Origin of the sequence: Williamsia deligens (genome assembly GCF_024171765.1) — a bacterium.
Lineage (GTDB): Bacteria > Actinomycetota > Actinomycetes > Mycobacteriales > Mycobacteriaceae > Williamsia_A > Williamsia_A deligens.
This window is the reverse complement of the sequence record NZ_JAMTCI010000001.1, coordinates 1,568,097-1,590,510: the sequence shown is the minus strand read 5'-3', so window position 1 is coordinate 1,590,510 and position 22,414 is coordinate 1,568,097. Positions and strand designations below refer to the sequence as shown.

Below are 22,414 nucleotides of genomic sequence, written 5' to 3'. Positions count from 1 at the left end.
AGGTGATGAGCGATGACTACCGAGACCAGCGACGCCGAACAGGACGTCACGACAGACGACGTCGAGCGGCCCGCGGATGCGATCGACACCGACACCCGCACCGATGAGGTGGCCGTCGACACCGCCGCCGTGTCGGACGACGACGTCGACGACGAGTCCGACGGCGACGACCGGTTGGTCGAGGAGGGGGAGATCGCCGGCGACTACCTCGAGCAGCTCCTCGACGTTCTCGACTTCGACGGGGACATCGACCTCGACGTCGACGGTGACCGCGCCATCGTCAGCATCGACGGCGGCCGGGATCTCGGCAAGCTCGTCGGCAAGGACGGCGAGGTTCTCGATGCGCTCCAGGAGCTGACCCGTCTGGCGGTCCAGCAGACGACCGGTGATCGCTCGCGACTGATGCTCGACGTCAGCGGGTGGCGTGCTGGCCGACGGGAGCGCCTCAGCGGTCTCGGCACCGAGGTCGCCGAGCGAGTGCGGGACGCGGGGGGCCGCGAAGCCCTCGACCCGATGTCTCCGTTCGAGCGGAAGATCGTGCACGACGCCGTCGCTGCCGTCGACGGTGTCTACAGCGAGAGCGAGGGCACCGAGCCCCGTCGCCGGGTCGTCGTCATCGCCGAGTGATCTCGAGCTCGACCGAACACCACGAGCAGGGCCCCGACGAGACTGTCGGGGCCCTGCTCCGTTGTGCGCCCCTCCCCTCCCCCGACACCGAAGGATGTTTCACGTGAAACCAGATACCGAGTTCGACCGCGACGAGATCGCCGACGCCGCGGCGGCGGTGTTCGGAGATCGTCTCGGGCGCGCGCGGGTCTACCGGGACCTGTTGGCCGACGCGGGTGTCACACGTGGCCTCATCGGGCCCCGCGAGGTCGACCGGCTGTGGGAGCGCCACATCCTCAACTGTGCGGTGGTGGCGCGCGCGCTGCCCGACGACGTGCGGGTCGTGGACATCGGCAGCGGTGCGGGTCTGCCGGGGCTGGCGATCGCGCTCGCCGGGCCGTCCCTGACGGTGACACTGGTCGAACCGCTCGAGCGCCGACACGCATTCCTGTCCGAGGCGATAGCGACGCTCGGTGTCGACGTCGAGCTCGTTCGCGGACGCGCCGAGGAGAAGGCAGTCCGATCCGCCATCGGTGACGCGGACGTGGTGACCTCGCGCGCCGTCGCGCCGCTGGATCGCCTCGCTCGGTGGTCCGCCCCCCTCATCGTCCCGGGCGGCGAGATGGTGGCGATCAAGGGCGCGTCCGCCGAGGACGAGGTCACCACCCACCGTGCGGCCGTCGGGAAGGTCGGGTTGACCGCGCTGAGCGTGGAGACAGTCGGGGCAGATATTCTTTCTGTGCCGACGACGATCGTGCGCGCGCGACGGGCCGAGAGCGCCGGTTCGCGTCGTCGTAAGACTCGACGGTAGCGGCCGGTGACCGACTCCGGTCGAGGAGTGAGCAGCGATGGGGTGCAGCGCAGGATGTTGGGCAGGCGCGGTCGAAGGAGTGACGTGGTGGCGGACAGTCCCTCCGGCGGGCGCGGAGGCCGACCGACTCCACCGGGTCCGCGCACCCCGCCGGCATCCTCATCCGATCGTGTTTCACGTGAAACATCGTCGTCTGAACGCTATGCGGACACGCCCATCGCGGCGGCCGCTGAGCGCGCCAGCCACGTGCTGACCCGCGGACTGGCCGGCCACCTCCCCCACCCCGCCGAGCCCCGGATCATCACGGTGGCCAATCAGAAGGGTGGCGTCGGCAAGACGACGACGGCGGTCAACATCGCCGCGGCTCTCGCGATCCACGGCCTCGGTGTCCTCGTCATCGATCTCGACCCGCAGGGCAACGCCAGCACGGCACTCGGGATCGACCACAGGGACCCCGACATCGCGTCGGTCTACGAACTGCTGCTCGGCGAGGTCACCCTCGAGGAGGCCATCGCGCAGTCAACAGCCTCCGACGGCCTCTTCTGCGTCCCGGCCACGCTCGACCTCGCGGGCGCCGAGATCGAGCTGGTGTCCATGGTGGCCCGCGAGACGCGTCTGCGGAACGCGCTGGACCCCGAGGTGCTCCGTCAGCGCCAGATCGACTACGTCATCATCGACTGCCCACCGTCCCTGGGCCTGCTGACGGTCAATGCGATGGTCGCCGCCAAGGAGGTGCTCATCCCTATTCAGTGCGAGTACTACGCGCTCGAAGGCGTCGGGCAGCTCCTCCAGAACATCGAACTGGTCCAGGCTCATCTCAACCGGGACCTGTACGTGTCGACCGTCTTGCTGACCATGTACGACGGTCGGACGAAGCTGGCCGATCAGGTCGCCGAAGAGGTCCGTCGGCACTTCGGCGACAAGGTGCTGACGACGGTCATCCCGCGCAGCGTCAAGGTGTCCGAGGCCCCGGGCTTCGGGATGACCATCATCCAGTACGACCCCGGTTCCCGGGGGGCGATGAGTTACCTCGACGCCGGTCGGGAGATCGGCCTGCGGGCGCGTCGCGCCGACGGGGAAGGACAGAAGTGATGAGCGGACGACCCACGGCGTCACGCAAGGGCGGCCTCGGCCGCGGACTCGCCGCGCTGATCCCGACAGGCCCGGACGAGGGACCTCGCCTGACCGATGCGGCTGCCGACGTCGTCCTCGGTGACGGCTCCCCCACCCAGGCGCCGTCACCCGGCGCCGCTGTGCCCCCGGTGGACGATGCCGGTGCGGTCTACCGGGAGATTCCGCCCGCGGAGATCGAGCCGAACCCACAGCAGCCGCGCACCGCCTTCGACGACGAGGCCCTCGCAGAACTCGTGCACTCGATCCGCGAGTTCGGATTGATGCAGCCCATCGTCGTCCGCCGTCTCCCCGCCCCCCAGGGCGACATCCGCTACCAGCTCGTCATGGGCGAGCGGCGCTGGCGGGCCAGTCAGCAGGCCGGCCTGGCGGCGATCCCTGCCATCGTCCGGGAGACCAACGACGGCGACATGCTGCGCGACGCGCTGCTGGAGAACATCCACCGCGTGCAGCTGAACCCGTTGGAAGAAGCTGCCGCGTATCAGCAGCTGCTGGAGGAGTTCGGGGTCACCCACGACGAACTCGCCGCCCGCCTCGGGCGCTCGCGGCCTGTGGTCACCAACATGATCCGTCTGCTCAAGCTGCCCATCCCCGTGCAACGGCGGGTCGCCGCCGGCGTCCTGTCCGCGGGCCACGCGCGTGCCCTCTTGTCGTTGGAGTCCGGCGCGGACGCACAGGAGGCGCTGGCCGCACGGATCGTCGCGGAGGGCATGTCGGTGCGGGCCACCGAGGAAGCCGTCACCCTCGCCAACCACGACGGTCCGACGCCGGCCCCTGCTCCCCCGCGTCGCCGCCCGATGACGATGCCCGGATTGCAGGACGTCGCGGATCGCCTGTCCGACCGTCTCGACACCCGCGTGACCGTTGCGATGGGCAAGCGGAAGGGCAAGATCGTGGTCGAGTTCGGGTCGGTCGACGACCTCGAACGCATCGTCGACCTGTTGGCGCAGAATCGCGATCACTGACGCCGTGGATTCGGGTACACGAGGTCGCGTTCACAACGTCACTGTGACGATCCGCGTTTTGTGCTGCGGTTCCGGACGCGGAAGGTGTTGCACCATACCGGGATTGGATCTGCGACCGGGGTGCGACCGGTGACCATCGCCATTCGGCCCTTCGAACTGGATCGTTTCGAGGCGTTGCCCCGTCACACCCGCCGGTGTGTCTTCTGGGAGGTCGATCCGGCGGCGAATCCCGACCCCGGTTCGGGTCGGGTCATCGACACCGAGTTCGACAAAGAGGCGTGGGTCTCGATGGTCATGCTCGACTGGGGCCGGTGTGCGCAGACCGCCGTCGACACCCGGACGGACCGCATCGTCGGCACCGCGTTCTACGCCCCGCCGGGTCGGGTTCCGCGAGCGCGTCTGTTCCCGACATCGCCGGTGAGCCCGGACGCCGTCCTGCTCACCTCGATCCGCGTGGAGGCGGGGCGGCCGGGGACGGCACAGGCTCTGATCGACGCGGTCCTCGGCGATCTCATCCGACGCGGCGTGCGCGCAGTGGAGGCATTCGGCATCGTCCGCTCCTCCGCCGTGGGTGACGCGGACCCCACCAGTGGTCTCCGGGACAACGCCGTTCCCGGCGGGCTCTGCGCCGGGTGCATGGTCGACGCCCACTTCCTCGCCGACGCCGGTTTCGAGCTGGTCGCCGCGCACCATCGGTTCCCGCGCTATCGGCTCGAGCTCGACGAGGGCCTGGGCTGGAAGAACGCGGTCGAGAGCGCTCTGGACAACCTGGTCATCATGGCGACGATCGACGTGACCGGTCGGGAACGGACGCGGGTGGCCACGCCCGTCGGCTGAGCCGACGGGAGCGACGTCAGGAGAGAGTCAGCGGGCGATCTGCTCGGAGGCGAGCAGATCGGCGAAGGTGTAGGTACCGGTGGGCTGGTCGTCCTGACCCAGCAGGTACAGCCGCTTCACGGCGACGAGGATCGCGTCGGCGATCGTGTCGCGGACGACGTCGTCGGTGAGGATCGCGACGTCGTGGGGGCTGGTGATGTAACCGACGTCGACCTGGGCCACCGGCATCCGTGTCAGGCGCAGGATGTCCCAGGTACGGCCGTGGGATCGGCAGTCCTGCAGAGCGGTTCGTGCCACGATCTCGCGCTGGATGTACCCCGACAGGGACTGTCCGATGGTGGACACCGATCCGTGGGAGTTCCCGAAGTGGAAGGACGCCACGCCCGATGCGACCGGCGACGAGTAGCGCGCGCAGCGGAGTGCGATCACCAGATCGGCGCCGAAGGCGTTGGCGGTGCGCGCGCGCTCGGTGTCCTCGGGATCGGCGTCGACGGGATGCGACACGAAGGTCTCCATGCCCGCGGCGGCCATCCGGCCCTCCAGCCGGTGCGACAGGTCCCAGAGCAGCGACGTCTCGAGCGACGCCGTCGCCTCGTCGACGACGTGGTCGGCTCGACCTGTGCCGGGATCGATCACGATCCTCTTCCCCGACAGACGCGGTCCGGACCGACGGACGTACTCCTCGGCGCGGATCGCATGCGGCGAACCGCCCGTCACGCGTGTGCCCAGTCGTTCCAACGACCGCAGTGTGTCCGGGCCGCAGATGCCGTCGGGCGACATCCCGTTCTCGCTCTGATAGGTACACAGGGCGGAGTGCGTCGACGGGCCGAAGGATCCATCGACGAGCCCGGTGTAGAAGCCGAGGTTCTGCAGACGTGACTGCAGGGTGGCGACGTCGTCGCCGTGCATCGGGGTGCTGACGGTGTAGGCGAGTGTGCGGGTGCCCAGTCGGTGCGAGGCCTCACGAAGGACACGGAAGGTCGCCGGCCCCACGATGCCGTCCACGATGAGCCCGCGGTGCTGCTGGAAGGCGCGGACGGCGTGGTCGGTGGCTTCGTCGAAGACCGCGGCGCCGTCGGGACGGGGCACTTCCTGCACCGGATCGGTCGCGCTGTGTCGCCCGCCGGCGGCCGGCGCGTGCGGGAGAAGACTCTGTTCGGCCAGCAGCGACCGGATCTCGATGACAGCCGACCCCTGATCCCCCAGGCGGTACAGAGCCATCACACGAGCCCTTCTGTCGACGGGGAGATCGGACGAACTCCTGAGAGTCTCGCAGGTCGGAGGACCGCGAGCCAACATGCCTGGTCCGGTCCCCGACGTTGTGTCGAGGACCGGACCAGGAGATGTGGGTCGCGCGTCAGGCGGGAGCGGAGATGACGCCGTCCAGCTCACGCAGGAGGGCGGCCTTGCCCTTGGCACCGACGATCGTCTTCGTCGGCTGGCCGTTCTCGAACAGGATCATGGTCGGGATCGACATGATCTTGAAGTCCCGCGCGACCGCCGGGTTGGCGTCCACGTCGAGCTTGGCGACGGTGAGCTTGTCGCCGTTGTCGGCGGCGATCTCCTCCAGGACGGGGGCGACCATCTTGCACGGGCCGCACCAGGTGGCCCAGAAGTCGACGAGGACGGGCTTGTCGGCGCCGAGGACCTCGCTCGCGAACGTGTCGTCGGTGACGGTGACTGTGTTGGCACCCATGGTGTTCCTCCTGTTGTGGTGGTGGTTCTGGTGGCCACGCGACGATGCGTGGCGGCCGTGCCTGGTGGTCGGGGCCGCGTCGTCAGCTCAGGGCTGCGACTGCGACATCGGCGGGGACGGCGACAGCGCCGTCCGAGCGTTCGGACAGCCAGCGCTCGGCGTCGATGGCCGCACTGCACCCGGTACCCGCCGCCGTGATGGCCTGGCGGTACCGGTGGTCGACCAGATCGCCGGCGGCGAAGACGCCGTCGAGCGAGGTGGCGGTCGTGCCGCCGACCGTGACCACGTACCCGTCCTCGTCGAGGTCGACCTGACCCCGCACGAGGCCGCTGCGCGGATCGTGACCGATGGCGACGAACATCCCCGTGACGTCGAGGACGGACGTCTCGCCGGTCACGGTGTCCCGCAGCCGGATCCCGGTCACGGAGCCGTCACCGAGGACCTCCTCGACACCGGCGTTGGTGATGAACCGGATCTTGTCGTTGGCGCGTGCCCGGTCGAGCATGATGCGCGACGCCCGGAACTCCTCGCGGCGGTGCACCAGGGTGACGCTGCGCGCGAACTTGGTGAGGAAGGTCGCCTCCTCCATGGCCGAGTCGCCACCGCCGATGACCGCGATGTCCTGGTCCTTGAAGAAGAACCCGTCACAGGTGGCACACGCGGACACCCCGCGACCGAGCAGGTCGGCCTCGCCGGGGACGTCGAGGTAGCGCGCGGCGGCGCCCATCGCCAGGATCAGCGCCCGCGCACGATGGACCTCACCGGCGACCTCGACCTCTTTGATGTCGCCGGTCGCACGGATCGCGTCGACGTCCTCCATCCGCAGGTCGGCACCGAAGCGCAGCGACTGCTCCCGCATCTCGTCCATGAGGGCGGGACCCTGGATCCCGGCCTGGAAGCCGGGGAAGTTCTCGACCTCGGTGGTGGTCATCAGCGCGCCGCCGAACTGGGTCCCCTCGAACACGACCGGCGCGAGTTCCGCGCGGGCGGTGTAGACGGCTGCTGTGTATCCGGCCGGTCCGGACCCGACGATGATCACATCGTGGATCGTTCCGGTACCCGTGTCGCTCATCGGTCCTCTTCTCTTGCGCGAACGGCTGGTCCAACGCAAGAGTAGGGGCTTCTGTTCCCGCGGTCGCGCTCACCCGATCCGCGACCCGGCACTCGGTGCCCCCGACTCTTCCCAGGTCAGCGGGTGGGCGCGGTGGCCCCGATCACCTGTCGCGAGATGGTCTCCGCCCGGCCCGCGGCGCAGTCGGGGCCGACGACGAGCGCGTCGAACCGGCCGGCGACACCCGTGGTCAACAGGACGACGATCCGCCGGTCCCCGTCGACCGTGACCGGCCCGGCACCGAGCACTGCTGTGGACGCGGGGACACCGTTGGCCGCGAGGCATCCCCGCAGTCGTGACGCGGGGTCGGAGGCGTCGCCCAGGGTGGGTTCGGTCCGCCCGAGCACGGAGAGAAGTGACACGGGGGCTGCGCCGGTCGACGCCTGTGTCGACGGCGGGGTGGTGTCGTCGGCGCGGACGGAGTCGGACGAGGGCTGGGTCGCCGTGGAGACGGCGATGATGCCGGTCACGACGGCGACCACCACCGCGGCCGCCGCGGCAAGCAGCAGTCCTCGTCGTCGCCGACGGTCGCGCGCGGCGTCCAGGGCGATGACCCGGGGGTCATCGGCCGGGTGTGGCGGCACCGCGTGCTCGTCGCGGAGGCTTCGCAGGGTCTCCTCGATCGCGGCAGCGACCGCCGGTGGGGGTTCGACCGGTTCCACCGGGGCATCCCGGAGGTCGGCGACCGTCGCGTCGAGGGCGGCCAGGACGCGCTGCGCGCGGGGATCGGCGTCGACACGGGCCCGCACGGAGCGCGCGTCCTCCTCGGACAGGACACCGGCGTGCAGGTCGGCGATGAGGTCGAGGGGGACGGTGGGTTCCCCCGCCGCCGACTCACCCGACGGCTCCCCCGCCGGTGTCCGGTCGTCGGTCACGATCCACCCCCCGCCCGGCGCGCCCTGTCCGGACGCTCTCCTCCATCTGACGCAGCCGAGGCCCGCGTGGTTCCCTCGGCGCTCCCGAGGTCTGTTGCGCGGAGGTGTCCGAGGCTCACCGCGAGCTTCGCGCGGCCTCGCGCACAGCGGCTCTTCACCGTGCCGGTCGGCACCCCGAGGAGGGTGGCCGCGTCGGCGACCGAATAGCCCTCGACGTCCACGGCCACCACGGCCGCCCGTTGATCGGCCGGGAGGGTCGCCAGGGCCCCGCCGACGGACAGCCGCAGGTCGACATGACCGGTGGCGTCGACCGGGTCCGCGATCCCGTCGGTGGCGGCGTCGAGCGGCGCCGTGAGCTGACGGTGCCGTTCGCGGCGCATCCGGTCGAGGGCCGCGTTCACGACGATCCGGTGCAGCCAGGAACTCACCTTCGCGTCCGAACGGAAGCTGCGGGCACCGCGGTGCGCACTGAGCAACGCCTCCTGGAGCGCATCGGCGGCGTCGTCGTCGTTGAGGCTCGTGCGCGCGGCCACCGCCCACAGGTGGGCGCGGTGGCGGGCTATCAGCACCGCGAAGGCGTCACGATCGCCGGCGACGTGCGCCGCGAGCAGGTCGGCGTCACTGCGCGCGTCCCCCTCGTCGGCCATGGGGGGAGACTAATGCCCACGTCGGGGCGATCACAGGTGAGCACGGGCACCTGTGGATGAACGGGCGGCAGGTGCTGTCGGCGCCGTCAGGACGTCGCCTGCGACCACAGCTCGGTGATGATGTCCGCCGCCGGACCGGGTCGGACCGCACGGTGACCGGTCCCGGCCCACAGCGACACCCCGTGGGGGTCACCGGCCGCGGTGGCCGCACGACGGAGCGGTCCGGTCAGCGTGTTGACGGCGGGGAACATCGCGGGCGCGTCCGACGCGTAGGTGTCGTGGAACCGGTTGCGCAGCCCGCGGGCGACACGGCCGGAGAACGCGCGGGTGAGGACGGTCTCGTCGAACGCGGGATCGGTCAGCGCGGCGCGGTATGCATCGCTCGTACCGGCCTCGTCGGCGAGCAGCAGGAGCGTGCCCACCCCGACGGCTGTGGCGCCACCGTCGAGGAGTCGGCGGACATCGGATCCCTGCGCCACTCCCCCGGAGGCGACCAGTGGGAGCGGCGTGCTGTCGCGGACCTCGGCGAGCACCGTGTCGAGCGGTGTGTCCGAGGGGGTCTCGGCGACCGAGAACGTGGACCGGTGACCACCCGCCTCGGGCCCCTGGACCCAGACGGCGTCGGCCCCGCGCTCCTCGGCGGCCCGGGCGTCGGCGGCCGTGGTGACGGTGATCATCACCGACGACCCCCGACGATGCAGCGCCTCGACGTCACGTGCATCCGGGAGCCCGAAGGTGAACGACACCCACGGCGGGGCGGCCTCGGTCACCGCCGCGAGGATCGCAGGGTAGTCGTCGTGCGGCTCCACCTCGACCGGGCCGGGTTCCCCGCCAGGATGGTTCTGCTGCAACAGCTCCCGGTACGCGACGAGCGCATCATGCGCACCCGCGGTCAGGTCGGGCTCGTCGGGGACGAACAGGTTCACGCCGAACGCCGACACACCTGCGTCGCGGACGGCGGCGATCGAGGCGGTTGTCGCCTCGGGCGGACGGTATGCCGTGGCGAGCATCCCGAGCGCACCCGCCCGCGAGACGGCGATCACGAGGGCGTCGGTGGTGGGACCGCCCGCCATCGGCGCGCCGATCAGGGGGATGTCGAGCTCGTCGAGCCGCGTCATCCGGTGACCCCACGACCGACGAACGTCCCGTCCGGCGCCCACACGCCCGACGAGCCGCGCCGATGCGAGCCCACGAGGTGGGTGTCGACGACCCCGAGCGCCTCCATGAGCGCGAACGCGGTCGTCGGTCCGACGAAGCGGAAACCTCGACGTCGCAGGTCTTTCGCGAGCGCCGTCGACTCGGGCGACACCGTCGGGACCTCCGCCATCGATCGCGGCATCGGCGTGCGGTCGGGACGGTGGGACCAGATCAGGTCCTCCAGACCGCCGTCGGACCGGAGTGCCTGTGTCGCCCGGGCGTTGCCGACCGTCGCGAGGATCTTGGCCCGGTTGCGGACGATGCGGGTGTCACCCATCAACCGCTCGACGTCGCTGTCGTCGAAGTCTGCGACGGTGTCGACGTCGAAGTCCGCGAACACCTCTCGGAACGCGGGGCGCTTGCGCAGGATCGTCGCCCACGACAGGCCCGACTGGAACCCCTCGAGACTCAACCGCTCGAACCAGGCGTTCTCGCCGTGGGCGGGGACGCCCCACTCGGTGTCGTAGTAGTCCTGCATCAACCCGGGGCTCGCGGCCCACACGGGACGGAGCAGACCGTCGTCGCCGCGGACGAGATCCCCTGTGGCAGCGTGGGTGTCATCGGACACGACGATCTCAGGCCGTCATCGAGATCTGGCTGATCACACCCTGGTAGCCGCGCCCCACCTGAGGGAGCTCGGTGAGCCACACCAGGATGTACGGGCTCTGCCTGGGCTGGTCCACCGTCACTGTCGTCGTCGGCTGACCGACGGTCATGGCCGCCACCGGTACGGTGTCGTCGAATGCGGCGTCGGCAGACGGCGACGTGCGGATCTGCAGCGACACACCGGGATTCGTTGTCCGCACCGTCACCGTGCGAACAGCGGCCGGGTTCTGCAGCGCCAGCATGACGCCGAGGCCCGGCTTGAGGTTGCCGAAGCGTGGACCACCGCGGTACAGATCGGTGCGCCAGGGAGGCGACTGCCCGGTGATCACGTTGCCGATGTTCGCCGACGAGTCGGGTGCCTGCCGGGAGTAGTCGACGACCGTCGCCGATCGCAGTGCGACCGGAGCACTCTGGACGGGCGCGCCGGCGGTCGCACCCGCGCCGGCGGACTGCGACGTCGAGAGGATCGAGTTGATGTCGGTCGGTGACTCGTCGGGACCGACGGCGTCGGACAGCCACACGATCAGCGCGATGACGAGCAGCAGGATCAACAGCCCCGCCCCGGCGGCGATCGCGAGCACCCGGATCGAGCGAGGTGACATGTCGCGCAACGAGAACCGCTTGCCGCCCGAGCCCGGTGCGACATTGCTGGTGGGTGCCGGACGGTCACCGTCGGTGCCGACGACCGGCATGAGGTCCGTCTTCTGGTCGACGACGGTCGCCTGGTCCAGGACATGCTGGATCGTCGCGGCCGTCCGGATCCCACTGTTGCCCTCGAGCGCGCGTGCGGCGACAGCCGAGATCTCGAAGGGGACGTCCGGACGCTGCGCGCGCGGCTCGGCCGGGCCGCCCGCCGCCGACGGGACGGCCGGCTCGAGTCCACCGATCGGGTCGTCCACGGTCGCGGTGGTCGCCAGGGCACCGACCTCGGTGGGGTGCAGGGGCCAGTGGGCGAGGAGGAGGGCGTAGAGCACCGCGCCGAGACCCCGGACGTCCGTGGACTTGTCGTCGCCGGCGAGCGTGCCCGGGAACGCCAGGACGGCGTTGCCGTCGCGGGAGATCCGGATCCGGTCGGGATGGTCGATCGACAGCGCACTGCCCGTGCGATGGGCCGACTCCGCCGCGGCGGCCAGCGCTCGTACAGCCCGCGCGGCGCCCACCGGAGAGGGATTGGTCTTGGCCACCTCGGCCAGCGACGACCCGGTGACCCACTCCGACACGACGATCCCGCCGGACGACCCGCGGACGACGTCGAGCACACGGGCGATCCCGGGTGCGTTGACCCGACCCAGGCGCAGCGTGCGGGAGAGCACCGCCTGGGGTCCCTCGCCGCGCGCGCCGACGGTGTCACCGGGGGCGGGTGTGGGTGCGGTCTGGTCGGCGTCGACGAAGGTCAGTGCCACGTCGCGGTCGAGGTTGATGTCGCGCGCACGCCAGAACTGCAGCCCGCGCGTGCCACCGTGTGCGGTGAGGAGGCGATAGCGACCACCGGCGACAGCTGCCCCGGGGACCAGTCGTGGGCCGCGGCGTCCGGCCGGCTCCGGCGTCGACACCGGCGGAGCACCCGGAGGCACCGGGGGCGGACCGTCCTGCGCTGCCGGGCCCGCCGCAGCGGCATCCGGCGCGGATCGCGGTGTGCCGTCCGGGCGGAGCGCCGACAGGCGGGGGTCGGTGTGCACCGAACCCGGGAGGTCCTGCAGCCCACCACCGGTGGGCGTCTCGGCAGGGGTCGCGCCGTCCGGCCGCGACCCGTCTGTCGGGTCGCCGCTGCTGACACCCACGAATCCCATTCCTCTCCGTCGGTAGCGCATGTCCGCGGGCGTCTCGCCCGGGCGGGGCGGGCCCCCGCGTCGCTGGCCGACGGCACCGCCGGTGTGTTCCGAATATGCCTGCCAGCTCGATGTCCCGCTGTCGAATCTGCGCATGACCTGGACCTGGCCAGAATACGGGGTCGACTCCTCCCCGGTGATGCGCGGGAACTGCACCGTCATCTCCGCGACGGACTCGCCCGGCGGCTCGGCGCGCGGTGCGACGGCCGGGATCACCCGACCGAGCATGCGGCGCACGGCGACGCTCACCGCGATCACGTCGGGGATCCGCAGCAGGACCAGCGCGGTGTAGATCAGGCCGAGCGTCACGAGCGCGACCAACGCCAGGTAGCCGATGGAGGCGACCTTGCCGTGGTCGTCGGTGAGACGGTGGAGCCCCGAGGCCTGCGCGATGCCCCACACCACCGCGCAGCCCACGACGGACGCGCCGATCGTCAGGACGGTGGTCCGGGCGACGTTGGTCATCCGCATGGATCCGAGACGGTGGCGCAACAGGAAGTGGCCGACGATCGCGCCGGCGAGGTACCCGAGGCCGTTGGAGAACGCCAGCCACCGCACGATCGTGTGTCCGTCGTCGAACAGGACCGGGCCGAGGTAGGACGACGCGACCTTCACCACCGTGATGCCGACGGCGATGGCGGTGGGCGTCCACGCGTCCTGGCGGGCGTAGAAGACGCGTAGCTGCACCAGCGTCATCGAGTACGGGATGATCGTGAACGCGCCCCAGGACAGGACCATGCCCAGTTGGTCGGCGGCGTCGAGGTCGAACTTGCCGACGTCGAAGATCGCGATGGCGATCGCCGGGCCGAAGAACGTCATGAACGTGATGACCGGGACGAGCGCGACCATCGTCAACCGCGTCGACAGCGAGAGGTCGTCGACGACGGAGGCCGTGTCGTCCGCAGCGGCGTTGCGGGACAGCCGCGGCATGATCGCGGTCAGGATCGTGACGCCGAGGACGCCGTAGGGCAGCTGCAGCAGCTGCCAGTGCGTCGCGTAGACGCTGACGCCGGAGGAGTCCGCGCCGGACGCGATGCGGTAGGTGATGAAGAACCCGATCTGCAGCACCGCGACGTAGAGCACGATCGCGCCGGCCATCTTGCCGAAGGTCCGCAGCCGGTCGTCGAGGCCCCATCGCAGCCGCAGGCGGACCCCGGCCCGACGCAGCGCGGGCAGCAGGATGAACGCCTGCACCACCACGCCCAGCGTGGTGCCGAGGCCGAGGACGAGCAGCTTCGGGTCGCTCATGCGGACGGGGTTCAGGGTGTGGTCCCCGGGGACCAGGTAGAACGCGACGAGGGTGGCGATCTGGACGACGTTGTTCCACACCGGCGCCCACGCGCCCGGACGGAACGCGCCCTTCATGTTGAGGATCGCGATGAACAGCGCCGACAGCCCGTAGAACAGCACCTCCGGCAGCAACATGTACGCCAGAGCGGTTGCGAGCGGCCGGTTCACCTCGCCGTTGCCGAGGTTCAGATAGGTCAGGACCGGCGCGCAGACGAGTGCGATCACCGTCGCGGTGCCGAGCATCGTCAGCGCCAGCGTGAAGATGCGGTTGATGAAGCCTTCGCCGCCGTCCTCGTCCTCCGCCTCGGCGCGGACCAGCACCGGGATGACGATCGCGGTGAGCACCGCGCCGAGGACGACCTCGGCGACGATGCTCGGGAGCACGTAGGCGGCCTGGAACGCGGACGCGACAGCGCCGCCCAGCATGGCCAGGACGAGCACCGTGCGGATGAAGCCGGTGATGCGGCTCGTCAACGTGGCGAACGCGATGGAACCGCTCGTCCGCAGGACGCTCTCGTCCGACGGCTGCGCCGCGGACGCCGGCAACGGGTCGACGACGTCGTCGAGCGCCTCGGTCTGGGTGGTGACGGCGATCGCGGAATCGGGTCGGCGCGACATCGGTCCCGACCGGGGTGGCGGCGGACCGGCGGCGGGTGCGGGAGCGGGCCCACGACGTGCCCGGATGGTCGGTGCCTGCCCGGCCGGTCCGATGCGTTGCGGCGTCGCGCGACGGCCGCTCGGCGGACGGGGACCGCGCGGGTCCTCGGGTGTGGTCACGGTGTCCTGCCGTCCTGCCGGTCGTCCGACACCGGGACGTCGACCCCGGAGACGTCCGCGCTGTGCAGGTAGCGGCTGTCGGCCATCAGGCGGTCACGGTCGTCGGGTTCGGGCCGGTCGAGGTCGGCCGGATCGGGTTGGCCACGGAACCGATGCCAGAGCCGACGGCCGGCCAGCAACACCAGCAGGACGCCCGCACAGATCGTGATGATGAACAGCGGTTTGCCATAGGCGTTGGAATGTACCGACAGGTCGATGGCGGACCCGACGGCGACGTTGCTGGACGTCACCAGGGCGATGTTCACGGTCATCGACGACGAGGACCGCGCCTGGGTCGGCAGTTGGATCTGTCGGGTGCCCCGCGGGGGGATCTCGACCACCCCGATGTCGCCGATGTCGAGGTCCTTCGGCGCGCTGGTGTCGAGCCGGACGCGGATCGAGAGGGGCAGGTCGTTGCGGACCACCAGCAGTAGCGGCGACCGTTCGGAGGCCAGGGTGTAGCGGCCACCCGGATCGAGGATCGCGACCGCGTCACGCATCCGGTTCACCGCGACGCCGACCGCCGAGACGCGCGTGCGCGCGACCTGCGTGACCGCTCGCCGATCGGACGTCGAGTCCACCGGTGCCGAGCGCATCGCGCGCAGCAGGTCCTCGGCGAGCGGGGCCACATAGGTCCGCGGCGACATGGCCACGTCGTTGCCGGCGACCATCGACGCCTCGAGGGCGAAGAGGGTGGACGCCGTCCGCGAGATCGCGGTGACGGTGTCGGTGTCGAGAGAGGTCATCGCCACGGTGGTGTCCGGTGGGAGTCGGATCGAGGCGGGTGTCGTCGCCGATGCGGCGGCACCCACCAGGTCCCCGAACGGCAGCGGTGCGGCGAGATCGCTGCGGAGCAGGGTGTCGACCGTCCCGAGCACCGCCGCCGCGTCGTCGGCGGACGCCGACCACACCGCCGGCGGGGCGATCACCTCGCTGCGGCCGGTGGTGGGGTCGTCGGGGGTGCCGCCGATCCGGACGGTCTCGGCGTCGGTGGTGGGCGACAGTGCCGCGTACGTGATGGCCCCGGTCGCCGAGCCACGGCGTGCCTGGGGGGACTCGGTGTCGAGGTCGAACCGTTCGTCCGCGGGTGTGATCGCCGGGGTGTCGGGAGCAGCGCCCATCGCGGCCAGCGCGGTGGTGACCGCCGGGTCGTAGGTCGCCACCGACAGGGAGCCGACGCGGTATCGCCCGTCCGCGGTGGGCAGCGAGCGGTCGACCGACGACGCTCCGAGCAGTGCGCTCGTCGACCCGCTGTCGGTGATGAGCTGCGCCGCGGCGTCGGAGACGGCCCCGCTCGTCGGGAGCACCATCCCCCGGACGCTGCGGACGCCGAGGATGGAGTCGACGAGGTCGGCGGGTGAGCGCAGACCGGTGCGGGTCAGCGCCGGGTCGGCCGCGCGGGAGAGCGAGTCGAGGTCGACCTGACCGAACGGCATCGCGACGGAACACGACCGGCCGGCGACGTCGTGCAGGTCGGACAGATAGTCGGCGGCGTCGCTCGCACCCGTGCCGTCGCGGGTCGGCGCGCGGGGGTCCGCGGGGTTCGTCGACACGACGTATCCGCGCGACATCGCCTGCAGTGTCACCAGCAGGTCGGGGTCGATCTCGAGACAGATGCTGCGCGCCAGGGCAGACGACGGGTCCCGCGTGGCCTCACCGACGGTGTCGAGGAGACCGCGCAGCCGCCCACCCGATCGCACCGACGTCGCGAGGTCCTCGTTGATGAGACGGACGGGGTCACCACCGACACCGGGTACCCCGGGTGCGAGTTGGCCGGGTGCCGCGAGCGGCCACAGCACGGTGGTCCGGGCGGGGTTCGTGGTGACCGGGGCGACGGGCGTCGCCGGCGTGCGGGTGCGATCGGCGGGGACGCCCAGCACCGACAGCAGCGTGCGGGTGTCGTCGAGCCGAGCCGCCGAACCGTAGTCGGGCGTGCCGTTGACGTTGACCAGCAACGGGTAGACGCCGGGGCGATCGACCTCCAGGCCGGGGGTGCGCGGGTCACCGGCGAGCGGCACCGAGATGCGGAACGACGTACTGGCCCCCGGCGCCAGCGTGCCGGGCACCGCGACGAACGGTGTGACGACCTCGTACTGGGACGGGTCGACGGTGAGCGACGTCCGTGTCTGCGATCCCGACGCCACCGGTTGACCGCGTTGCAGCCGCACGACCAGGTCGCGCACATCGCGGTCGCCGATGTTTGTGAGCGTGCCGGTGACCGTGACGGTCGACGGGCTCGACGTGGTGACCGGTGCCGGTGTGACCGATCCGAGCGCGAGGCTCACGAACCGCGCCGCCTCGGGGAACCGGGTCGACTGTCCGGGTGCGCTCTGGGCCGGCGCGGCGAGCGCCGGAGACGAGTGGGCCGGGGCCGCACGCGCGGGAGCAGGGGTCGCGGTCATCGGGACGGCGATCGCGGCCAGCAGGGCGACGACCGCCACGACGAGAGCGGGGCGACGGCGATCCTGCGCCGGGGCGTGGGACCTCATCCGCCGGCGGTGTCCGTCCCGGGTGCCTCGCGACGGCGCCGCCGCCGCGGTCGCACAGGACGGGCGGGTTCGTTCCGTCGCTGGTTGCGCGCCGCCGCCGCCTTCTCGTAGTCGTTCGGCTCGGTCCGCTGCGAATCGGCCTCGGATCGCGCGAGGAGTTCGGGGTCGTCGGCGAGGTCGGCGATGACCTGGGTGGCGGCGCGGGCCAGGCGACGTTCGTCGGAGTAGGTCAGGCGGTGGGGCAGCTCGGTCAGCGGGACCCAGGCGACCTCGGCGACCTCGTAGTCGGCGTCGGAGAGTTCGCCCCCGGTCGAGCGCATCAGGTAGTGGTGGACCGTCTTGTGGATCCGTTTGCCCTCGCTGACGAACCAGTAGTCGATCTTGCCCAGCGGGGCGACGACGTTGCCCTCGATGCCCGTCTCCTCCGCCACCTCCCGCACGGCGGTCTGTTCGGCGGTCTCACCGGTCTCGATGTGTCCCTTGGGCAGTGACCACATCATCCGGCCTCGACGGTCGACGCGGCCGATGAGTGCGGCGCACCGGGCGTCGTCGGGCCCGTCGATGCCGGAGACGATGAGACCACCGGCCGACGTCTCGCGCACCGTGCGGAGCTTCGGCGCGTCGGCATCACCGTCGTCGCGGCGACGACCGTCACGCGCCGTGCCGCCGTCGGAGCGGGGCCGGCCCTTGCGGGACCCGTTCGACCGGCCGGCGGGTCGCGTCCGGGCCGACACGTCGGAGGGCTTCACCGACGGGGTGTCGCCCGGGGTGGTCACGGCGCCGTCGGAGGTGACCGCCGGGGTGACGATCACGGCCGCGGTGTCGGGCGCACCCTCGGCGCGGCCCTGGGCCGCATCGGGACGGTGTCCCCCGCGACGACGACCCCGACGACCCCGACGCGACGAGCGGCCCGGCTCCGGGCCACCGCCCTGCGTGGCCTGGCCGTCGGAGGACGGGGTCGCCGGCGCGGCGGCGTCCGCGGCCCGGGTGGTGCCCTCGGTGGCCGTGGCCGTGGCCGCCCCGCCACGCCCGCGGCCTCCCCGCCGACGTCCTCGACGTCGCCGTGGACGCCCCGGCGCGCCACGATCGCCCGCGCCCGCCGAGGCGGGATCGGTGTCGTGGGGTTCGGCGGACATCCCCTGATGCTATAGGTCCCCTAACCCAGCGCCGGGCAACCGTCAAGAGCCCTCGCGGCGCCGGTCGGGGGCGTCGGCGACGACCTCGCCGTGCGCGGTGATGGGTAGGCTGCTCGCTCGTGACGGGATCGACCACAGGGGCATCCGAGGACCGCCGCACCCGCCTGTTGGCCGGTGCGGCCGTGTCGTTGCGGACCCTGTCCGACGTCCTCGATCCCCTCGCCGACCGGTTCGCCGAGGCGGGCCACCAGCTGTATCTCGTCGGCGGGTCCGTCCGCGACGCCGTCCTCGGCCGACTCGGCACCGACCTCGACCTCACCACCGACGCGCGCCCCGCGCAGGTGCAGTCGTTGCTGCGGGGATGGGCGGACGCCGTCTGGGACACCGGGATCGCGTTCGGCACGGTCAGCGCCTCCCGTGCCGGGCAACACATCGAGATCACCACGTTCCGCGCGGACACCTACGACCAGGTGACCCGGAACCCCACCGTCGAGTTCGGCGACACGCTCGACGGCGACCTCGTCCGCCGGGACTTCCGCATCAACGCCATGGCCGTCCGTCTCGGCCCCGGGGGTCACCAGGAGTTCCTCGACCCGCTCGGCGGCCTCGACGACGTCCTCGCCGGCGTCATCGACACCCCGTCGGAACCGGCCGTGTCCTTCACCGACGACCCGCTGCGGATGCTGCGCGCCGTGCGGTTCGTCGCCCAGCTCGGCTTCACCCCGTCCGACCGGGTGCGGACGGCGATCGTGGAGATGGCGGACTCGATCGAGCGGATCACCGTCGAGCGCATCGCCGCGGAACTGGACAAGACGATCCTCGGCGAGCACGCCGTCGAGGGGATCGTCGCGCTGACGGACTCCGGTCTCGCCGACCGTGTGCTCCCCGAGATCCCCGGGATGAAGCTCGCGATCGACGAGCACCACCAGCACAAGGACGTCTACTGGCACTCCCTGACGGTCCTGCAGCAGGCCATCGACCTCGAGGACGGCGACCCCGACCTGGTGCTGCGGTGGGCCGCACTGCTGCACGACATCGGCAAACCGGCGACCCGGCGGCACGAGCCCGACGGTGGCGTCTCCTTCCACCACCACGAGGTCGTCGGCGCGAAGATGGTGCGCAAGCGCATGCGCGCGCTGAAATACCCCAAGGCCGTGGTCGAGGACGTGGCGACGCTGGTCTTCCTGCACCTGCGGTTCCACGGCTACGGCGAGGGTCGGTGGACGGATTCGGCGGTGCGGCGATACGTCACCGACGCGGGCCCGCTCCTCCCCCGGCTGCACAAGCTGGTCCGCGCGGACTGCACCACCCGGAACAAGCGGCGTGCGGCCCGGCTGCAACGCACCTACGACGACCTCGAGCGGCGCATCGCCGAGCTGTCAGCCGCCGAGGACCTCGCACGTGTGCGCCCCGACCTCGACGGCAACGCGATCATGGAGCTCCTCGGTCTGCCACCCGGTCCGCTCGTCGGGCGGGCGTGGAAGCACCTCAAGGAGCTGCGCCTGGACTCGGGCCCTCTGGATCGCGACGCCGCCGAGTCCGCGCTGCGGTCCTGGTGGGAGCGTCAGCCCGAGAATCCCCATGCGGGCCCCGGAGGCGTCTGACCTCTCCGCTGGAGGCTCCCGTTATCGATTCGTGACCGACACCTACGGCCGGGTCCGTTGCGTGACGTTCTCTGGACCGCGTCGTGACATCCCGTTACTCTGGGTACCAGGTCGAGCAGCGGCCCCCGTCCACGGTCCCGCCATCCGGGATCCCCCGATCAGGACCACCGTGGTGCGTACATCGCACCGCAACGGTGGTGGTGCGACGGGAGAGCACATGACACTGACCCATCGTCGTGACGTCCGTCGGGAGCTCAGGGCTCTCGCGACACGCCCGATGTCCCACAACGAGACTGTTGTCCTTGAGCCTTCGGTCGCCCCGTTAGCAGGTGACGTCCATGTCCACTGACTCACAACCCGTCCACCAGGAACGCCCGGTGCTCGGGGTCGACGAGGACTCATTCGTCGGCGCTCTCGAGGTCGGGATGCAGTTCGCCCCGATCCGCCGTCTGCGTGACCGTGTCCTGGCCGGCATCGAACTCCAGGTCCGCGGCCCGCGCGGTTCCGCCCTGGGTACCGCCGAAGCCCTCCGTCACGCCGCGCGCCTCATGCAGCAGGAGATGGCGCTCGACCGGCACAAGTTCGCCTTCGCCCGCAGCGACCGCGCTCAGACCGCGGCCGCGCGCCTCCCTCTCCTGGTCTCGGTCGACCTCGACTCGGTCGATCTGGACGCCGTCGAGGTCGGGTCCGAGCGGCTCGCGATCTCGATCCGACCCGACGAGGTGCTGCACAGCCCGCACCGCACGATGACGAAGGTGACCGCGGCCCGGCGTGCGGGTCACACGATCTGCGTCGACGGACTCGGCGTCAGCGAGTACGCCATCACGCTGCTCGCGCTGATCGAGCCCGACATCATCATCACCGGTCCGGAATTGCTGTCGAGCACCACCGAACCGGACAAGGCCCGCCTGGCGCACGCACTCGCCGCGCACGTCGAGCGCAGCCACGCCGTCGTCATCGCCGAGGGTGTCGACAACGACGAGCGTCTGATGGCTGCGCAGACCATCGGTGCGACGTACGGGATGGGGGCCCTCTTCGCGCCCGTCGACGACCCGGCGAAAGTCGTTCTCGACGACCTCGAGCCCCTCCCCGACGTCCCCGTGTGGGCCACACCCGATCCGGGACTCTCGACGCCGTACCTCATCGGTACTGCGGCCCATCAGCCGCGCCGCGGGTCCAAGCGTCTCCTCATCGAGATGAGCAAGTCGCTGGAGGCGCAAGCCTCTGCCGCGGGCACCGCGGTGGTCGTGCTGGGCACCTTCCAGCACGCGCGTCACTTCACCGCCCTCACCGCCGACCGCTGGCGGGAACTCTCCGGGCGGGCCGGTCTCGCGGGCGTGTACGGCGTGGGCCTGGCGAACATGATCGACGGCAACGTGCAGCACGCTCCGCTCGAGCCCGACGACCCGCTGGTGGACGAGTGGAACGTGGCCGTGCTGGGTCCCCATTTCTGTGCGCTGCTGTCCGCCCGCGATCTCCATGTCGAGGCCGACGATCTCGAGCGCACGTTCGACTTCGTCCAGTCCTACGACCGCGTCACGGTCACGCAGGCGGTGCACTCGATCCTGACCCGGTTCACGGTCGAGTGATGCGGGACGAACAGCCCGCCGACGACCCGCATCGCCGGCCTGCCGGTGTCGACGACGCCACCGTGGAGGCCGTCGGGAAGATGACCGAGGCGCTGGAGTGCGTGGAGCGCGTCCGCGGGCACCTGTTCGAGCTGCACCAGCTGTCCGGACACGCGGACCTCGCGTTCGGTGAGGCCGCGGACCTGCTGGAGAAGGCGGGTCACCAGGCCCTGGCGGACAGCGTCCGTCGGGACGTGGTGGGGCTCAACACGTTTCCCGGCCGGTGGTCGTTCCAGTTGGTCGAGGAGTACGACGACAACTACTACGACACCGTGCGTGCCGCCGAGAAGCAGGTCCGTGACGAGCTGCTCGACGGGAGGCGTCACGTCTTCGAGTCGGAGATGAAGGAGAGCCGGCGCACGCACGGCCGCCCCGGCCACGAGTCCCGCCCCGACTGATCCGACGGATCACCGACGCTCAGTTGAGCAGGTCGCGGTGCCGGATGGGGTGGTCTGCCTCGACGAGCTGCCGGGCCACGTCGGCCACGCGGATGTTGGTGTCCTGCGACAGCTTCCGGATGAGGTCCCACGCGCGCACGGCGTCGACGTCGAACCGTTCCATCACGATGCCCTTGGCCTGGCCGATGACGTCGCGGCTGGCGAGGGCACTGCTGAACTGGTCGCCGCGACGAGCGGTGTGCAGCGCCAACGACGCGTGGGTCGCGACGGCCAGCGCCACCTCCTGCGCCTCCGCCGAGAAGGCATGCGCCCCGGTCGCGTAGATGTTCAGTGCACCCATGGCGGACTCGCCGCGGAACAGTTGGTAGGCGAGGATCGACCGGACGGCTGTCTCGTCACGCACCCGGCGGACGAACCGTGGCCACCGCGTCTCGGTGTCCAGGTCCTCCACGAGCACCTTCTGATCCGCCCAGGCCGCCTCGAGGCACGGTCCCTCGCGGAGTTCGTGCTGGAGCTCGTCGAGGCGTGCCGCGACGGGGTCCGTGGGCGCCACCGACGTCAGCGTGCTGCCGTCGACCAGCGTGATGCCGACGAAGTCGGCGCCGTCGACGTACTCCAGGGCGCTCTGCGTCACCGAGGGCAGCAACGCGTCCTCGCCGAGGTCCTCGCCACGGTCGTGCAGTGCGCGCGCCAGCGCGGTCAGTTCGGCGCCGGTGATCTTGCCGCCAGCGTTCATCGTCGG

The 22,414-nt window shown here is 71.2% G+C and carries 19 protein-coding genes; 8 read left to right on the top strand and 11 right to left on the bottom strand.

The genetic code is table 11. The features are described from left to right. The first annotated feature begins 12 nt into the window (after positions 1 to 12). From LX14_RS07745 to LX14_RS07725, 5 genes are all read left to right on the top strand, one after another. Positions 13 to 627 (top strand): Jag family protein, encoded by a 615-nt coding sequence (locus tag LX14_RS07745; RefSeq protein WP_253646653.1) that lies wholly within the window; start codon positions 13 to 15, stop codon positions 625 to 627. Between the two features lie 94 nt (positions 628 to 721). Beyond that, positions 722 to 1,417 (top strand): 16S rRNA (guanine(527)-N(7))-methyltransferase RsmG, encoded by a 696-nt coding sequence (gene rsmG, locus LX14_RS07740; protein ID WP_253646652.1) that lies wholly within the window; start codon positions 722 to 724, stop codon positions 1,415 to 1,417. Between the two features lie 54 nt (positions 1,418 to 1,471). After that, positions 1,472 to 2,509, top strand: a complete 1,038-nt coding sequence (locus LX14_RS07735; RefSeq protein WP_372505368.1) for a ParA family protein — start codon at positions 1,472 to 1,474, stop codon at positions 2,507 to 2,509. Then, a complete protein-coding gene (locus LX14_RS07730; RefSeq protein ID WP_253646650.1) occupies positions 2,509 to 3,513 on the top strand; it encodes a ParB/RepB/Spo0J family partition protein in 1,005 nt (334 codons plus the stop codon). The genes LX14_RS07735 and LX14_RS07730 overlap by 1 nt, the downstream gene beginning before the upstream one ends. 129 nt (positions 3,514 to 3,642) lie before the next feature. Beyond that, positions 3,643 to 4,350 (top strand): hypothetical protein, encoded by a 708-nt coding sequence (locus LX14_RS07725; RefSeq protein ID WP_253646649.1) that lies wholly within the window; start codon positions 3,643 to 3,645, stop codon positions 4,348 to 4,350. A gap of 27 nt (positions 4,351 to 4,377) precedes the next feature. Here LX14_RS07725 and LX14_RS07720 read toward each other — a convergent pair whose 3' ends face one another. The 10 genes from LX14_RS07720 to LX14_RS07675 all read right to left on the bottom strand — a co-directional run bounded on the left by LX14_RS07720 (position 4,378) and on the right by LX14_RS07675 (position 18,042). Continuing rightward, positions 4,378 to 5,571: an N-acetylmuramoyl-L-alanine amidase gene (locus LX14_RS07720; protein WP_253646648.1), complete on the bottom strand. Its 1,194-nt coding sequence runs from the start codon at positions 5,569 to 5,571 to the stop codon at positions 4,378 to 4,380. A gap of 136 nt (positions 5,572 to 5,707) precedes the next feature. Continuing rightward, positions 5,708 to 6,046 (bottom strand): thioredoxin, encoded by a 339-nt coding sequence (gene trxA, locus LX14_RS07715; protein WP_253646647.1) that lies wholly within the window; start codon positions 6,044 to 6,046, stop codon positions 5,708 to 5,710. An 82-nt stretch (positions 6,047 to 6,128) separates the two neighbouring features. Continuing rightward, a complete protein-coding gene (trxB, locus tag LX14_RS07710; protein WP_253646646.1) occupies positions 6,129 to 7,118 on the bottom strand; it encodes a thioredoxin-disulfide reductase in 990 nt (329 codons plus the stop codon). A 116-nt stretch (positions 7,119 to 7,234) separates the two neighbouring features. Then, positions 7,235 to 8,032, bottom strand: coding sequence for an RsmA family anti-sigma factor (locus LX14_RS07705; protein WP_253646645.1), 798 nt, complete (start codon positions 8,030 to 8,032; stop codon positions 7,235 to 7,237). After that, on the bottom strand, positions 8,029 to 8,679 hold the full coding sequence (sigM, locus tag LX14_RS07700; protein WP_253646644.1) for an RNA polymerase sigma factor SigM: 651 nt from the start codon (positions 8,677 to 8,679) through the stop codon (positions 8,029 to 8,031). The genes LX14_RS07705 and sigM overlap by 4 nt, the downstream gene beginning before the upstream one ends. Positions 8,680 to 8,765: 86 nt before the next feature. Next, positions 8,766 to 9,797, bottom strand: coding sequence for an NAD(P)H-dependent flavin oxidoreductase (locus LX14_RS07695; protein WP_253646643.1), 1,032 nt, complete (start codon positions 9,795 to 9,797; stop codon positions 8,766 to 8,768). After that, complete coding sequence (locus LX14_RS07690; RefSeq protein WP_308214083.1) at positions 9,794 to 10,444, bottom strand: DNA-3-methyladenine glycosylase I; 651 nt, start codon at positions 10,442 to 10,444, stop codon at positions 9,794 to 9,796. Before LX14_RS07690 ends, LX14_RS07695 begins: the two co-directional genes overlap by 4 nt. 7 nt (positions 10,445 to 10,451) lie before the next feature. Next, positions 10,452 to 14,219, bottom strand: a complete 3,768-nt coding sequence (gene murJ, locus LX14_RS07685; RefSeq protein WP_253647929.1) for a murein biosynthesis integral membrane protein MurJ — start codon at positions 14,217 to 14,219, stop codon at positions 10,452 to 10,454. A gap of 155 nt (positions 14,220 to 14,374) precedes the next feature. Further along, the gene (locus LX14_RS07680; protein WP_253646642.1) at positions 14,375 to 16,906 is read right to left on the bottom strand and encodes a DUF6049 family protein; all 2,532 of its coding nucleotides are present in this window, start codon (positions 16,904 to 16,906) and stop codon (positions 14,375 to 14,377) included. Continuing rightward, on the bottom strand, positions 16,903 to 18,042 hold the full coding sequence (locus LX14_RS07675) for an NUDIX hydrolase (protein WP_253646641.1): 1,140 nt from the start codon (positions 18,040 to 18,042) through the stop codon (positions 16,903 to 16,905). Before LX14_RS07675 ends, LX14_RS07680 begins: the two co-directional genes overlap by 4 nt. Before the next feature lie 119 nt (positions 18,043 to 18,161). Here LX14_RS07675 and LX14_RS07670 point away from each other — a divergent pair, with 119 nt between their 5' ends. From LX14_RS07670 to LX14_RS07660, 3 genes are all read left to right on the top strand, one after another. Then, complete coding sequence (locus tag LX14_RS07670; protein WP_253646640.1) at positions 18,162 to 19,646, top strand: CCA tRNA nucleotidyltransferase; 1,485 nt, start codon at positions 18,162 to 18,164, stop codon at positions 19,644 to 19,646. Between the two features lie 425 nt (positions 19,647 to 20,071). Next, positions 20,072 to 21,235, top strand: a complete 1,164-nt coding sequence (locus tag LX14_RS07665; protein ID WP_253647928.1) for an EAL domain-containing protein — start codon at positions 20,072 to 20,074, stop codon at positions 21,233 to 21,235. After that, on the top strand, positions 21,235 to 21,672 hold the full coding sequence (locus LX14_RS07660; RefSeq protein WP_253646639.1) for a hypothetical protein: 438 nt from the start codon (positions 21,235 to 21,237) through the stop codon (positions 21,670 to 21,672). The genes LX14_RS07665 and LX14_RS07660 overlap by 1 nt, the downstream gene beginning before the upstream one ends. Before the next feature lie 19 nt (positions 21,673 to 21,691). Here the strand turns inward: LX14_RS07660 and LX14_RS07655 are convergent, their stop codons facing one another. After that, a complete protein-coding gene (locus LX14_RS07655) occupies positions 21,692 to 22,408 on the bottom strand; it encodes a GAF and ANTAR domain-containing protein (protein WP_253646638.1) in 717 nt (238 codons plus the stop codon). Positions 22,409 to 22,414 lie beyond the last annotated feature (6 nt).

What these genes read in the sequence shown, in the direction of transcription:
- LX14_RS07745 (WP_253646653.1), top strand. Translation starts at nt 13, where the DNA reads ATGACTACCGAGACCAGCGACGCCGAACAGGACGTCACGACAGACGAC.
- rsmG (WP_253646652.1), top strand. Translation starts at nt 722, where the DNA reads ATGTTTCACGTGAAACCAGATACCGAGTTCGACCGCGACGAGATCGCC.
- LX14_RS07735 (WP_372505368.1), top strand. Translation starts at nt 1,472, where the DNA reads ATGTTGGGCAGGCGCGGTCGAAGGAGTGACGTGGTGGCGGACAGTCCC.
- LX14_RS07730 (WP_253646650.1), top strand. Translation starts at nt 2,509, where the DNA reads ATGAGCGGACGACCCACGGCGTCACGCAAGGGCGGCCTCGGCCGCGGA.
- LX14_RS07720 (WP_253646648.1), bottom strand. Translation starts at nt 5,571, where the DNA reads ATGGCTCTGTACCGCCTGGGGGATCAGGGGTCGGCTGTCATCGAGATC.
- trxA (WP_253646647.1), bottom strand. Translation starts at nt 6,046, where the DNA reads ATGGGTGCCAACACAGTCACCGTCACCGACGACACGTTCGCGAGCGAG.
- trxB (WP_253646646.1), bottom strand. Translation starts at nt 7,118, where the DNA reads ATGAGCGACACGGGTACCGGAACGATCCACGATGTGATCATCGTCGGG.
- sigM (WP_253646644.1), bottom strand. Translation starts at nt 8,679, where the DNA reads ATGGCCGACGAGGGGGACGCGCGCAGTGACGCCGACCTGCTCGCGGCG.
- LX14_RS07695 (WP_253646643.1), bottom strand. Translation starts at nt 9,797, where the DNA reads ATGACGCGGCTCGACGAGCTCGACATCCCCCTGATCGGCGCGCCGATG.
- murJ (WP_253647929.1), bottom strand. Translation starts at nt 14,219, where the DNA reads ATGTCGCGCCGACCCGATTCCGCGATCGCCGTCACCACCCAGACCGAG.
- LX14_RS07680 (WP_253646642.1), bottom strand. Translation starts at nt 16,906, where the DNA reads ATGAGGTCCCACGCCCCGGCGCAGGATCGCCGTCGCCCCGCTCTCGTC.
- LX14_RS07675 (WP_253646641.1), bottom strand. Translation starts at nt 18,042, where the DNA reads ATGTCCGCCGAACCCCACGACACCGATCCCGCCTCGGCGGGCGCGGGC.
- LX14_RS07665 (WP_253647928.1), top strand. Translation starts at nt 20,072, where the DNA reads ATGCAGTTCGCCCCGATCCGCCGTCTGCGTGACCGTGTCCTGGCCGGC.
- LX14_RS07660 (WP_253646639.1), top strand. Translation starts at nt 21,235, where the DNA reads ATGCGGGACGAACAGCCCGCCGACGACCCGCATCGCCGGCCTGCCGGT.
- LX14_RS07655 (WP_253646638.1), bottom strand. Translation starts at nt 22,408, where the DNA reads ATGAACGCTGGCGGCAAGATCACCGGCGCCGAACTGACCGCGCTGGCG.